16 protein-coding genes, 1 tRNA gene and 1 other annotated feature are annotated in these 14,110 nt (G+C 36.0%); of the genes, 15 read left to right on the top strand and 2 right to left on the bottom strand.

The genetic code is table 11. From position 1 onward, the window contains the following. The first annotated feature begins 5 nt into the window (after positions 1–5). The 9 genes from AC1PU0_RS13360 (at position 6) to AC1PU0_RS13320 (ending at position 9,686) form a co-directional block, all read left to right on the top strand. A complete protein-coding gene (locus tag AC1PU0_RS13360; RefSeq protein ID WP_206849637.1) occupies positions 6–773 on the top strand; it encodes a distal tail protein Dit in 768 nt (255 codons plus the stop codon). Beyond that, positions 770–3,529: a phage tail spike protein gene (locus AC1PU0_RS13355; RefSeq protein ID WP_206849639.1), complete on the top strand. Its 2,760-nt coding sequence runs from the start codon at positions 770–772 to the stop codon at positions 3,527–3,529. The genes AC1PU0_RS13360 and AC1PU0_RS13355 overlap by 4 nt, the downstream gene beginning before the upstream one ends. Before the next feature lie 25 nt (positions 3,530–3,554). Next, on the top strand, positions 3,555–4,430 hold the full coding sequence (locus AC1PU0_RS13350) for a phage baseplate upper protein (protein ID WP_069655261.1): 876 nt from the start codon (positions 3,555–3,557) through the stop codon (positions 4,428–4,430). Next, on the top strand, positions 4,430–4,660 hold the full coding sequence (locus tag AC1PU0_RS13345) for a hypothetical protein (protein WP_111248601.1): 231 nt from the start codon (positions 4,430–4,432) through the stop codon (positions 4,658–4,660). Before AC1PU0_RS13350 ends, AC1PU0_RS13345 begins: the two co-directional genes overlap by 1 nt. Continuing rightward, the gene (locus AC1PU0_RS13340; RefSeq protein WP_111248602.1) at positions 4,657–4,923 is read left to right on the top strand and encodes a collagen-like protein; all 267 of its coding nucleotides are present in this window, start codon (positions 4,657–4,659) and stop codon (positions 4,921–4,923) included. Before AC1PU0_RS13345 ends, AC1PU0_RS13340 begins: the two co-directional genes overlap by 4 nt. Next, positions 4,923–5,441 (top strand): hypothetical protein, encoded by a 519-nt coding sequence (locus AC1PU0_RS13335; RefSeq protein WP_111248603.1) that lies wholly within the window; start codon positions 4,923–4,925, stop codon positions 5,439–5,441. Before AC1PU0_RS13340 ends, AC1PU0_RS13335 begins: the two co-directional genes overlap by 1 nt. Before the next feature lie 165 nt (positions 5,442–5,606). Continuing rightward, positions 5,607–6,071, top strand: a complete 465-nt coding sequence (locus AC1PU0_RS13330) for a MarR family winged helix-turn-helix transcriptional regulator (RefSeq protein WP_111248604.1) — start codon at positions 5,607–5,609, stop codon at positions 6,069–6,071. After that, positions 6,068–7,804, top strand: coding sequence for an ABC transporter ATP-binding protein (locus tag AC1PU0_RS13325; protein WP_206849641.1), 1,737 nt, complete (start codon positions 6,068–6,070; stop codon positions 7,802–7,804). The genes AC1PU0_RS13330 and AC1PU0_RS13325 overlap by 4 nt, the downstream gene beginning before the upstream one ends. Further along, positions 7,797–9,686 carry an ABC transporter ATP-binding protein gene (locus tag AC1PU0_RS13320; protein ID WP_069655268.1) on the top strand — a complete coding sequence of 630 codons (1,890 nt, stop codon included), beginning with the start codon at positions 7,797–7,799 and terminating at the stop codon, positions 9,684–9,686. The genes AC1PU0_RS13325 and AC1PU0_RS13320 overlap by 8 nt, the downstream gene beginning before the upstream one ends. 62 nt (positions 9,687–9,748) lie before the next feature. Here the strand turns inward: AC1PU0_RS13320 and AC1PU0_RS13315 are convergent. Beyond that, positions 9,749–9,822: transfer RNA gene (locus AC1PU0_RS13315), tRNA-Arg, on the bottom strand. 171 nt (positions 9,823–9,993) lie between these two features. Beyond that, positions 9,994–10,071: a sequence feature (ribosomal protein L21 leader region), on the top strand. A 19-nt stretch (positions 10,072–10,090) separates the two neighbouring features. Between AC1PU0_RS13315 and rplU the strand changes: the two genes are divergently transcribed. From rplU to AC1PU0_RS13290, 5 genes are all read left to right on the top strand, one after another. Then, positions 10,091–10,399, top strand: a complete 309-nt coding sequence (rplU, locus tag AC1PU0_RS13310) for a 50S ribosomal protein L21 (RefSeq protein WP_010762829.1) — start codon at positions 10,091–10,093, stop codon at positions 10,397–10,399. Positions 10,400–10,433: 34 nt separating this feature from the next. After that, the gene (locus AC1PU0_RS13305; RefSeq protein ID WP_025873320.1) at positions 10,434–10,778 is read left to right on the top strand and encodes a ribosomal-processing cysteine protease Prp; all 345 of its coding nucleotides are present in this window, start codon (positions 10,434–10,436) and stop codon (positions 10,776–10,778) included. A 12-nt stretch (positions 10,779–10,790) separates the two neighbouring features. Further along, entirely contained in the window at positions 10,791–11,078 is a 288-nt protein-coding gene (rpmA, locus tag AC1PU0_RS13300; protein WP_010762831.1) for a 50S ribosomal protein L27, read from the top strand. Between the two features lie 309 nt (positions 11,079–11,387). Then, positions 11,388–12,026, top strand: a complete 639-nt coding sequence (locus tag AC1PU0_RS13295) for a hypothetical protein (protein WP_206835800.1) — start codon at positions 11,388–11,390, stop codon at positions 12,024–12,026. Between the two features lie 12 nt (positions 12,027–12,038). Then, on the top strand, positions 12,039–12,257 hold the full coding sequence (locus tag AC1PU0_RS13290) for a hypothetical protein (RefSeq protein WP_240485888.1): 219 nt from the start codon (positions 12,039–12,041) through the stop codon (positions 12,255–12,257). Between the two features lie 453 nt (positions 12,258–12,710). Here the strand turns inward: AC1PU0_RS13290 and AC1PU0_RS13285 are convergent, their stop codons facing one another. Next, entirely contained in the window at positions 12,711–13,304 is a 594-nt protein-coding gene (locus AC1PU0_RS13285; protein WP_206849643.1) for a DUF5067 domain-containing protein, read from the bottom strand. A 227-nt stretch (positions 13,305–13,531) separates the two neighbouring features. Between AC1PU0_RS13285 and AC1PU0_RS13280 the strand changes: the two genes are divergently transcribed. Then, on the top strand, positions 13,532–13,999 hold the full coding sequence (locus tag AC1PU0_RS13280; protein WP_206835804.1) for a DUF2798 domain-containing protein: 468 nt from the start codon (positions 13,532–13,534) through the stop codon (positions 13,997–13,999). Positions 14,000–14,110: the final 111 nt, after the last annotated feature.

Raw genomic sequence — 14,110 nt, 5'->3', positions numbered from 1 at the left:
AAAACATGTATTATTTTGAAGATACAACGAAAAAAGTCCACAAAGATGAGTTGATCCTTCCTTCTTCAGCCATGATGTATGACGGTGTGTATCTAGAAAAAAGGATTGATGGCTACCGTACGTTAGCTGTAACAGGCAGAGAAATGCTATCACTAAATATTGAAACACAAGAAACACAAGTAGGAAGCATCAAACTAAATCAAAAATTACCAGCTCGAACAATCAAAGTAACCTATCAATTGATTGGGAAAGATGCAAACGATGTACAGAAGAAATACCATCAATTGATGCGTTTACTTTATAAAGAGTCAGATGTCGAGATTCGTTTCAAAGACGAATTGGACTACCATTATCATGGACAATATATAACGACAGATGATGTTCGGGGAGATACAAATAGTATTATTGCAAGTTTTGAAATACTTTGTACAGATCCAAAAAAATATTCTGTTTTGTTGAAAACAGACGGAATCATTACGACGTATTTACCTTATCAAACAACGCCTGAACAAATTAAAGTAACAGTTGCAGTATTTGGTTCTTTGATGATTACAAATGGAGCAAAGACGATTAAAATCACAAGTTATAATTTAAGTGCTGGTGACCAGGTTGTTTTTGATTTCTTAAAGGGAAAAGTCTTTGTCAATGAGCTAGATCAAACTTTTTTACTAGATTTAGAAAGTGATTTCGAAAATTTTACTATTAAAGAAGGCCAAATTATTCAATGCAACAATGGCAAAATGACTATTTCCTACCGGGAGGTACAATTATGAATAAGAATGTTTATTTCTTTGATGAACGTCAGCACTTACTCCGAATCGTTAAAGAAAATGAATTGATAGAAGCCATTCAAGAAAAAGAAATTACGTCAAGTAAAAATGAATTGATGAACGATACTTTAAATGTATCCACTATATATGATGAAGAGTTGAAACAAGCGGCATACATGGCTGTAAAAGAAGAAGGATCTTTTTATAGTTTATACAGAATTATTTTAGACAGTGAAGAGGAAAATAGTCTATCCTTTGTCGGCATTAGCTTTGCACCAGATGAGTTAGATTCTTACGTTATCAAAAATGTACAAGTAAAAAATGAATCAATCAAAAATACTCTAAAGAAATTGTTAGTTGAAACAGAATGGCGTGTAGGCGAAGTAAACGCAAATTTACCTGCAATAACAGACGATTTTAGTTTTCTATCTGTGCGAGATGCATTAAAAAATATTCAAACACAAGGCTGTGAAATTCTTTTTAAATATAAGATAGATGGCATTGGAATCACAGATAAATGGATAGAAGTTTATCGTGAAATCGGTGAAAAAAGCAAACAGCGTTTTACTTATGGTGACAAAGCATTGAGCATTGTGAAAGAACAAGATCGTAATCAAGTATACACAAGCTTGATCGGTCGTGGTCGTGGCGAAGACGTTGGGGATGGAAAAGGCAAGCGAATCGAGTTCACAACTATAGAATGGAAAAAAGCAAAAGGGAAACCGTTGAATAAACCAAAGGGACAAAATTGGTTGGAATTTCCTGAAATGACCCAACAATATGGTATTCCACTAAAAAATGGTGGGATGAGAAGACGAGAAAAAGTCATTACATTTGATGAAGAAGAGAATCCAGAAAAATTACTACAAAAAACATACGATTCACTCATTGAATATTCTCGTCCACTCGTTCAATTTAAAACTGAAATTTTAGGTGGAGATGCGATTGGAAATACTGTAACAATTCATCGCCATGATCGTAATTATCACTATCAAACACGAATTTTTAAAGTCAAAATCGATCGTTTAACAGGAAAAGTCGAAGCGGGTTTAGGAGATAATATTACGAAAAGTATTTCAAAAGCAACCTCTGATTTAAAAGGAAATGTTGATACTTTGGAAGAAAAGAAGATGACTTTCTATGATTCAGAAGAGATTTCTAAGTGGCAAGATGATATTATTCGTGGAGCCAAGGGTGGTTCTATCAAATTGATGAACGGTATTGAAACTGGGAAGTCTAACAGTCGTGAACCTTATCAAATGGTATGGATGAACAAGGATTCGCTAGAGACAAGTGACCATTTTCTAGTAGCAAATAGTGAAGGCATAGGTTTTATCGATGGGGATTTTAATAAAGGTAAATACAAAACAGCATGGACGATCGATGGGAAATTTAATGCAGATTTTATCCAAGCAGGTACGATTCGAGGTAGAACAATTGAAGGTTGTGAGTTTAAAACTTTAGATGACACATTCCAAATAAAGATTTTAAACGGCAATATTATTTTCAGTGATAAGAAAATGAGTAAAAAACTAGGATCAATTAGTGCAACACGAGGTGCTAACGGAGTAAATGGATTTGCCGTTATTCAACAACCGGGTTTTATTTTTTCTTTAAATTCTGGGAGTAAAGACAAAAATGGTACATCTAACTATGTGATCCAAATTCCCAAAGAAAGTACGATGGAAGAACCTAAACTCAATTCACAAGCGATATGGAAGCATAACGGTGATTTGCATATTACAGGGAAACTATTTATTAATGGAAAAGAAATCACAGGTAACGGCAGCGGCGGCTCTGGTGGAGGCGGCGAAATACCCCCAGAACTGACAACAGATCAAGAAAAAAATGCTTGGGGAATTTGGCAATTCTTTAAAAATAAAGGCTGGACGGAGCAATCTATCGCTGGAATGCTTGGAAATATCCAATCAGAATCGGGAATCATGCCTGATATTGACGAATTAAGTGGTGGAGGTGGTTATGGGTTAACCCAATGGACTCCTAAATTTAAGCTTGTTGATTGGTGTAACGAACATGGATTAGATCACCGAACACTTGATACTCAATGCCAACGGATTCAATGGGAAATGGAAAATAATGTGCAATGGTTTTACAACCCTTCACGTCCAGATATTTCTTATATACCTTTTAGAGACTTTACGAAACTTACGAATCTGAAACATGCAGCCGAATGTTTTATCGCATTGTATGAGCATCCGGGAGATCCCTATCAGCCAGCCAGAGCACAGCAAGCTCAGTATTGGTATGACAAATTAAGAAATTTAAAACCTGGAGCTGCTACTGGAGCAGCAGGCTTGGCTCATTTAGAAACATTGTACAAACAGCCTTTAGGAAATGGACAATGTTATGCAGTCTCAGCAGAGTATTCTGGATTTTTAGGAGGCTGTGGTTTAGGTGCAAATACGGGCTATCCATTAAGTCACGTAATTGGAAATTCAGAAGCAGCAGCTGAAATTGGGAGTGGTTATGATTGGGCAGCGGTTGGTTGGAAAGTCATTTTTAATCCAACCTATGAACAGTTAGTACCAGGAGCCATTATCAACTGGAAACGCGGTGGCAATATTGGAGGCTTTAACGTGGACTATACTTATGGCCATACAGGCGTCATCCGAGGTTTAACAAACGGCGGCTTCCAAACCTATGAACAAAATATCGGTTTAGGACAAGTTGTCGGAAAATACGACAGAGCTTGGGTCGGATCAAGCGAAATCAGCTCAATTGTCATCCCGCCAAAATAATCAATTTATAGAAAGGAGTGAGTAAATGTCAATCGTCTATCCAATTTTTTTATCAATCACACAACCAAACGATAACATTCCAACAATCATGATTCGTCAATATGATGAAGGAACCCAAGTCTTGGATGTGACAGTAACAGAACATGGAAAACCAAAAGACATTTCAAATGTAACCCCATTTTTCTGCGTCAAACAAGGACATCATGCTGGACTCGGTTTGTCTGAGCAAAAAGTTACTAAAATCATCGATGCAAAAAAAGGGAAACTGCAATACACATTAACAAATTACGATATGCAAAATATCGGAGAAAACACTGCTTATTTCAGTTTTAGAGAACTTCAAAAAGATTTAAGTTGGCGACAACAATTTTCCACACGAGATTTTACTTATCAAGTGAAAGAAAGTATGTACAGTGAGGGGATTAAAGACAGCAACTATATCTGGACGTTTGAAGAAATTTTACGCTATTTTACTGAATGGGTGAAAACGTGTCAGGAGATTTATGATGACTGGTATATAGTGGCACAAGAAGAGTTGCAGCGGATTATTGCAGAGTTTCAAGGTTGGATCACAACAAATCAAGAACGATATGATCAATGGACGACAGTTAAAAGAGCAGAATTCGATAAATGGTTTGCTACGATCAAAGAAATTTTAGATGAAAATGTTGCTGGTAATCTTTTAAATCTAATCGAAGAATTAAAGCAAGCTCATTTTACTTTGAAGAGTGGCGAAACAGGGATTCTTAGAACGATTCGAGACGATAAATTCAGCTTGAATCATAGTGTGACTAAGGTAGGAACAATCACACACCAAAAAGAAGCTGCAGCTTTAGTTGTCGCTGAAATCGATAGTGAAAAACAAAATACTTTCTTCATAAGAAAGGTAGGTTCAGTTTAATGGCGAATGAAGTAGAAATCAAAAAAGTTATGGAAACCGAGGAATCAGGTGTACAACGTCAAGTTTTTCCTGAAACCCATGTTAGTGCAGTTCTTGGTTTAGATCAAATCGCAACAGCAGGAATTGGTGTTAGATCGATCAACGGAAAAACAGGCGACATCACCTTAACAGCTAAAGATTTAGGTGTTGAGGGAACAGGAATAACAATAGATAAGGTGGGAACAGTATGACGGATATCGTTGAATTAAAAAGTGATGGATTCGTTGTTTATCCTAAAACCCATGTCAGTGCGATTGAAGGAATGACAACGATCAAAGGTGAAAAAGGGGATACAGGGCCTCAAGGTATACCTGGATTACAAGGACCAGCAGGAATAAACGCAACAACGACAGCTGATGCAACGCAAACAGTTAAAGGATTGATGAGTGCAGCTGATAAGAAAAAATTAGATACATTACCAACAATAACATTCAGTAAGGTGGGAGCGGTATAATGGCAGATATTGTACAATTAGAAGAAAAAGGGAATTTACTTTATCCTAAAACACACGTAAGTGCGATTGATAATTTTGATGAAACAGTTGTCAAGAAAAGTGGAGATGAAGAAATTGCTGGGGTTAAGAATTTTAAGGACGGTATTCAGCAAAACGGTAAAGCAGTATTAACAGAAACAGAGTCAAGAGCACTTTGGACGGGAGGTTGGGTCATGAACACCACACAGACCGTAACTCCCAAGAAAAAATTGACTGAATGTAGAACTGGCTGGGTTCTTAGATGGCAAAGAATCCTAGGTGGTGAAGTGAAGTTCCAAGATTATAATTACACGTACGTACCTAAACAACATGCATTAGATGCTGCAGGTATGGGAGTATCATGTATGATGGATTCAGGAGCTGGTGATGCTAAGTCTGTCAAATATATCTATGTGAGAGATGAAAACATAAAGGGGCATGGCAACAATAGTACAAATCCATCTGGTTCATTTGTTCTGACTGCAGTATTTGAATTCTAGCTCGATATTAATAGAGTGGTTGAAAATATATTATTAAGATGAAAAAGATACTCGTTTCGGGTGTCTTTTTCTTTGTATAATTGAGATAAGGAAATTTCCTTGACCGTTCCGTAGTACTTATCGTAATATAGTTAGGAGCCGAACTATTGAAAGAGGAGGTAAATAATGGACAGAAAAATCGGTCTAAAAATCAGAATTTTAGCGAATGAAATCAATCGAAAGTCAGCAGAAATTTTAAAAGAAGAAGACGGCGAAGCCTCTTCAAGTATCCAAATGCGCATTCTAAACTTCATTCACCGCCGTAATAGCCAACAAGTACCAGTCTATCAAAAAGACATCGAACAAGAATTTGACATTCGACGTTCCACTGCGACGGGCGTTTTGCAAACAATGGAGAAACGCTTGTTTATCGAAAGACGATGTTTGGAAAAAGATAATCGTTACAAAACGATAATGTTAACTGAATTAGGCGAACAGAAAGTCAAAGAAAACATCGTAAAGCTACATAAATTCGATGAGTTACTTGTGCGAGGAATTCCAGAAGAAGAACTAGCAATCTTTTTCAAATTATTGGAAAAATTATCAGAAAACAGCAAAAAAATAAATAAGGAAGGTGAACTAGTTACATGATAAAAAAACTAATCGCCAACATAGGTGTCTATAAAAAAGAAAGTATCATTACGCCGCTTTATGTAACTGGAGAAGTAATTTTAGATATTATCATCCCCTTGGTTATGGCAATGATGATCGATAATGGCATCGAAAAGGGAAATACAAACGCTATTTTAATGTATGGGGCTATTTTATTTATTTGTGCAATTATTGCGTTATTTTTTGGAGCGATGTCAGGTCGTTATGCTGCAGTTGCTTCAGCTGGATTTGCGAAAAATTTACGCGATCAATTATTTGTTCGTATTCAAGGATTTTCATTCTCAAACATTGATCGTTTTTCTACATCTAGTTTGATCACACGGATGACAACAGACGTGACCAATGTTCAAAATGCGTACCAAATGATTATTCGGCTGTTAGTTCGAAGTCCACTGATCATGATTTTTTCATTAGCCATGGCTTATAGTATCAACAAGGATCTGTCCTTGATTTATTTAGGCGTCGTGCCATTTTTGATGATTGGTTTAGCAGCAGTTATTTATTTTGCTCACCCTAATTTTAATAAAGTTTTTCGTATTTATGACAAATTAAATAACGTCGTTCAAGAAAATTTACAAGGGATTCGTGTCGTTAAATCTTATGTAAGAGAAGAACATGAAGACGAGAAATTCAAAACGGTTTCTAAAGATATCTACAAAACATTCTCGAAAGCACAAAGCATTGTTGCCTTCAATAATCCGATTTTACAGTTTGCTGTCTATACGTGTATGTTGTTGATTTCATGGTTAGGGGCAAAATTTGTAGTAGGGAGTACGTTGACTACTGGGGAACTGGTCAGTATGTTTACATATACAATGCAGATTTTAATGAGTTTAAATATGCTGTCAATGGTTTTTGTCATCGTACTGATTGCACGGACATCTGCTGAACGGATTACTGAAGTTTTATCAGAGGAAAGTGATTTAAAAAATAATCCAGATCCACTCTATGACATTCCAAATGGTTCTGTTCGTTTTAACGATGTATGTTTCAGTTATGCGAATAATCTTGAAAAATTGGCGCTGATGCATGCGAATATGGAAATCAAGTCAGGTGAAGTGATTGGGATTGTTGGTGGGACTGGTAGTTCAAAATCAACATTGGTTCAATTGATCCCGAGATTGTATGATGTAACACAGGGGTCAGTAGAAGTTGGTGGACATGATGTTCGGCACTATGATTTGAAATCATTGCGTGACCAAGTCAGCGTAGTTCTACAAAACAATGTATTATTTACTGGAACAATTAAAGAAAACCTTCGTTGGGGAAATGAAGAGGCGACGGATGAAGATTTGATCCGAGTGTGCAAGATTGCTCAGGCAGATGGTTTTATTGAAGAATTCCCTGATAAGTATGATACGATGCTTTCTCAAGGCGGAAATAATGTTTCAGGTGGGCAAAAACAACGGTTGTGTATTGCACGTGCATTATTGAAAGAACCTAAAATTTTGATTTTAGATGATTCGACTAGTGCTGTGGATACAAAAACAGATCGTTTGATCCGTGAAGGAATGCGACAAGAAATTCCAGGGACTACAACATTCATTATCGGACAACGGGTTTCCTCTGTTCAAGATTCTGATCGTATCATCGTGATGGATAAAGGGGCAATCAATGCTATTGGAACCCATGACGAATTATTAGCGACTAATCAGATTTATCAAGAAGTTTATGAGTCTCAACAGAAAGGATTTGGTGAAGAAGATGCGTGATGAACAAGCAAAAGGGATTCGCAAAAGTCAAGATCCTTTGAAAACGTTGAAACGACTATTCTCATATATGTTTAAAAACTACAAGTTCCAGCTTCTATTTGTTCTTATTCTCATTTTATTAAGCACCTTTGCGAATGTTCGGGGCTCGTTATTTTTACAAGTGGTGATCGATGATTACATTACACCGTTACTTGGTCAAAGTGACCCTGATTTTTCTGGGTTATTAAAGGCAATTACAACGATGGCACTGATTTATGGCGTTGGAATCATTTCAAACTTAGGGTTTAACTTGATCATGGTACGTATCAGTGAAGGAACGCAAAAAACAATTCGAGATGAAATGTTTACTCATCTTGAAACATTGCCGATTCGCTATTTTGATTCAAATTCTGATGGGGATATTATGAGCCATTTTACGAATGATACGGATACATTACGTCAGATGATCTCTCAAAGTATCCCTAATCTGGTTGCTGCTGTGGTCAGTTTTATTAGTGTATTTATCGCGATGTTTACGATCAGTGTTCCATTGACCTTAGTTGTGTTAGTTTCTGTTTCGATAATGATTGTGACGATTCGGATGATTGCAGGACGCAGTAGTCGCCATTTTGGTAAGCAGCAACGTGATTTAGGAAGCGTAAACGGTTATATTGAAGAAATCATGCATGGCCAAAAAGTGGTGAAAATTTTTAACCATGAGCCGCAAACGATCAAACAATTTAAAAAAATCAATGAAGAATTACGACAAAGTGCTACTCAAGCGAATAAATACGCAAATAGCTTAATGCCGATCATGATGAATTTGTTAAATATTCAATATGTACTCTTGGCAGTCATTGGAGGAATCTTTTCAGTGTATGGTGTTTCTGGTTTGACGATTGGGATGATTGCTTCGTTTCTACAATTGAGCCGTTCGTTGAACATGCCAATCAGTCAAGTGTCACAACAAATCAATTTTGTGATTATGGCTTTAGCGGGCGCTGACCGTATTTTTATGTTGATTGATGAAAAATCAGAAATAGATGATGGCTATGTAACGTTAGTTAATGTAAATCGTGCGTCAGGTGCTCTTGTCGAAAGTGAAGCTAGAACAGGAATTTGGGCCTGGAAACACCCACATGCGGATGGAACTGTTACGTATACTGAATTGACTGGAGATGTTCGTTTTGAAGATGTATCCTTTGGGTATACAGATAAAAATCGCGTATTAAAAGATATCAATCTTTATGCGGAACCAGGTCAAAAAGTGGCCTTCGTTGGGGCAACAGGTGCAGGTAAAACGACCATCACAAATTTGATCAATCGTTTCTATGATATTCAAGAGGGAAAAATTCGTTATGATGGAATCAACGTAAAAAAAATCAAAAAAAGTTCCCTAAGAAGATCATTAGGGATTGTTTTGCAAGATACTCATTTATTTACAGGGACGATTCGTGAGAATATTCGATATGGGAAATTGAATGCTTCTGATGAAGATGTACTCAAAGCCGCACAGTTAGCAAATGCAGAGGATTTTATCAATAATTTACCCGATAAATATGATACAGTGATCACTGGTGACGGCGAAGGATTATCGCAAGGACAACGCCAATTGTTATCGATCGCTCGAGCAGCGATTGCGGATCCTCCTGTAATGATTTTGGACGAAGCAACATCTAGTATCGATACTAGAACAGAAAAGCATGTACAAGCTGGTATGGATCGCCTCATGAAAGGCAGAACAGTATTTGTCATCGCACATCGATTATCAACGATTCAAAATTCGGATGCAATCATGGTCATGGATCATGGTCGAATTATTGAACGAGGCAGTCATGAAGATTTACTTGAAGAAAAAGGAATCTACCATCAGTTATATACAGGGAAAGTGGAACTTTCATGAGAACAATAAAAAACACCAATCACTTAGTGATTGGTGTTTTTTGATATGAACGTTTAAAATAATACGCCAAGAGAGATTCGAACTCCCGACCGCTCGCTTAGAAGGCGAGTGCTCTATCCAGCTGAGCTATTGGCGCAAAATGTTAACGCAACAAAATTTATTATAATGAAGATACATAACAAAGTCAATCATAAATTAGAAATAACAACGAAAAAAATTGAAAAAGAGTTTGTAGGAGAGAAAAGTCAAGTTTTCATTGACTCAGTATTCTTATTTTGATACAATGTTAATGTTGTAATTGTGGACTCCACAGCTACAACCGCACAGAACAAGTTTTTAAGCATGACACTAGTCATCACTTGGGATGGCGAGTCTAAGTCTAGAAGAAGGAGGTGCTGTAAAGCATGTACGCAATTATCAAAACTGGTGGTAAACAAGTAAAAGTTGAGGTAGGTCAAGCGATTTACGTTGAAAAATTAGACGTAGAAGCTGGCGAAAAAGTTGTTTTTGACGAAGTTATCTTAGTGGGTGGCGAATCTACGAAAGTAGGAGCTCCAACCGTAGCAGGTGCAACTGTCGAAGGAACTGTAGAAAAACACGGCAAACAAAAGAAAGTCGTGACTTTCAAATACAAACCTAAAAAACACACTCACCGTAAACAAGGTCACCGTCAACCATATACAAAAGTTGTAATCAACGCAATCAACGCATAATTCTTTTAAGTTGCATAGGAAAGAAGGCCTATCAATGATTAAAAGTTCTTTTAAACGAAATGGCGCTGGCCAAATCGTTTCTTTTGAAGTCTCAGGGCATGCTGAGTCTGGTCCATATGGTAGTGATATCGTTTGTGCAGCTGTGTCTGCTTTAACGATTAGTACGGTCAATGGTATCGATGCTTTAGCTGGGTTTGAACCGATTGTTGAAACCAACGAAGATGAAGGTGGTTACCTTTATGTCGAGATGATTTCAAATGCAAATCAGGAACAAACAAACATTGCCCAGATTCTCTTGGAAAATCTTTTACTAGGTTTACAAGCAATTGAGCAAGAAAGTCTTGAATTTATTCAAGTCAAAACCATAAACGAAAAATAGGAGGTGCAGACTATGTTATTAAATATGAATTTACAATTATTCGCCCACAAAAAAGGTGGAGGTTCTACTTCCAACGGACGTGATTCAGAATCTAAACGCCTAGGCGCTAAAAGTGCTGATGGACAAACTGTTACTGGTGGATCAATTTTATACCGTCAACGCGGAACTAAAATTTACCCAGGAGCAAACGTAGGTATCGGCGGAGACGACACTTTATTTGCTAAAGTTGACGGCGTAGTACGTTTCGAACGTAAAGGCCGCGACAAAAAACAAGTGTCTGTTTACCCAGTAGCTCAATAATAGTTGAACTAAACGGCTCTATCCTTTTATCAAGTAAAGGGATAGGGCTTTTTTGTTTAGGGTCAAAAGACTCTTGGATACTGAATAGAATAATTGTTTAACCGACTCCGACCTGTCGGTTTTTAATACCTAAGTTCGCTTCTATTCACATATATAATGATATTGACAAAACACCCTATAACAAAACGTTTTCGTTTTACCTTCGGGTAACAACTCCTTAAACTTCTACTTATTATAAAAAATCTTATTGACAAAAATATATTCTATAAAGTATTATTATTCCACTTAAAAGAAAACGGAGTGTTATGTATGAAAAAGGTTTTGATTCATGTTCTGAGTTGTAGTCTTTTGATAGGATCAGCGGTAATTCCAATTGCAAATGTAGCGCTCGCCAACGAAAAAGAAGTAATACAAGAGATACGTCCGGATTCTGATGCATCAATCTTATCCGATGAAGGAGCAGGCTATTTAGATGTTCCGGAAATAAATTTAGATGACGACTTCAAAGAATATGAAACAGATGTTTCGTCTCCTCAAGCTAGAGCAGCTTTCCTCATAACTTGGAAGATAGAATCGAAAAAATCATCTGGAACATCGTATGGTCCGTGGAGAAAAGGTCCGTCTGGAAAAGGAAAAGCGACGCTATCTGCTAATAATTCAAATACAAGTAGCAGGTCAGTTTCATCGAGTATATCTGGAGACTATCCTATCGGCAAAGGGAAAATAGGTGCATCGTTAGGAATAACGATAGGGCAATCAAAGACATATGGTGTATCATACTCTAGATTGATACCAGCTGGGAAAAGGGAGCAAATAATTTTTAGACCAGTCTATAAGCTAACCAAGATTAAACAAAGAAAATATCTAGCAGGTACTAAAACAAACACTACTCAAACGGCTATGGTGAAATCGTTTAGTCATTGGGATTATTCATTCAAATCTATCTAAGGAGTACAATAAGTGATTAAAACAAAGTATCTAGTAAGTCTTGTTATAGGCTTAATTATGGTGTTCATCTTACAGACTATGAGTTATTTAAACTGGATATTAGTTGATCAAGATGTGATTAATGGGGTACGTGATCAATATTTATTTTTAAAAACACCGTTAATGATAATTCCGGTTTTGTTTATCTCTTACTTTGTTTATGGGGTGAACAGCAAGGGAACTAAAGAGTAAATAACTATACTATTTTTAATTATTGATAGAAAAAATTTTGTGTCTTTAGGTTTTTTTTTTTTAAAATGATTGAAACGATATAATGTGGTTGCGAAATAGAAAGAAAATTGAAGAATAGTTGTAAAAAATAAAAAAACCCGCCTAATTTGACATAGAATCAAAGTAGTGCAGGAATTTATATAATTAAAATTGACCATACTTTATCAAATATAGTAGAAAATAAGCTAAATAGCTTTTTCTGTAACAATAGAAATCTTTAGTGTAAAAGTGCATCTTTATCCATTAGCTCGGTAATACTAGTAAAAATTTTGTCCACTACTTGTCAAACAAGAGTAGAGAAACTTTTTTATTCCAGTAAATTTTGTAAGAAAATAAGCTTCAAAAGAGAAGGTTAATTAAATTAGTTTCCATCTAAATACTTAAATGCAAGTTTAGCTGGAAGTGTGAGGGATGCTATTTTAATGGAAAATCGGCTTTTCCATATTCAGTACCTATAATGCTTTTAGCAATCAATGTAACAGGAGTTTCATTATCAGTCAATTCGTAAGCGGTAGCATTTGAAACGGTTCCGCCAGGCTTGATTTCTGCTATTTGAGATTCCAAATATTGAGAATCAGGTAATGAAGCTACTCGTAGTTCATTAACTTTATTTGGATCATTATCTTGAACAGCTTTAAAATTCGTGATCCAAGAGGTATTAGGATTTATTGCAATATCATCTTTGTAGTCAGGTGAAACAATAGTATCATACCAGAATGCTATTACTGGCTTATCACCGTATTCATTGCCAGCTTCACCAGGTTGAATAACTTTTGTGTTTGTAATTTTTACACTATATGAATTTCCTTTTAGCATTTTGCCGTCAAAAGTAGTATCTTTTGCAGTTTTAACAAAATCTCCACTGGTTTCATCTTTTTTTTCTTCTGTATATTTAGACGTACTGCTTTGCGAGGGCTTTGTGGATCCCTCTTTACTTTCAGGATTTCCGCATGATGCTAAGACGATACTTGATAGTGCGACCAAACTTAAAACAACTGTCTTCTTCATTTCAATTCCCCACTTCTCTATTACTATTTTTAATTCATTTAATTATAGCATAATTGATTATTACTTTTAAAAAAATGATATTTTTTATTATTTTATTATTTTATTTTTAATAATAAGCATGTTCGTTTCAAAGGATAGCCTTAGAAAATGATTTGAAAATTTTAACTTACGAGAAAATTTTTTTTATGGTAGCATAAACTCTGTTATTAAAAAAGAGGAGTGTATGTATGCCACAAAACAAAAAAGAAGGAATATTCTTCACAACAATTGTCTGTTTTTCGATGGTGCTTTCAATGAGTGCTTACAATCTTTTATTACACGGACAATTTTCATTAAGCAATTTATTGGGTGGATTAGTGCCAGGATTTATTGTAGCGTTTATATTTGACGTCTTGATTGTTTCATTACCAGCTAAGAAAATTGCATTTGCTCTGCCTATCAATAAAGAGAAAAAAATCCAGATGATCATTGCTGTTTCAAGCTGTATGGTTTTAGGAATGGTCTTTTTTATGTCGATGTATGGAGTTATTATGCAATTTGGCTTTACAGAGAATTTTTTGAGCTATTATATCGGCGCGTTTTTTAAAAACCTGATTATGGCATTGCCGTTGCAATTATTGATTGTAGGACCGATTTGTAGAAGGATTTTGAGCATGAGTCGTCAAAGTAGCTGGCTAAAAGAAACAAATAATTAAACGAATCAAAACGAGTAAAGTAAGCCAATTAACAGGAGTTTACTTTATTCGTTTTTTTGGTGAAGTAAAAGGAGTGGGATAAAAAGAGGGTCGAGCTTTCCAAAATCGATA

The organism is Enterococcus sp. XAF26B05_ASV22 (assembly GCF_056727285.1).
This window is presented reverse-complemented; position numbering and strand designations above follow the sequence as displayed.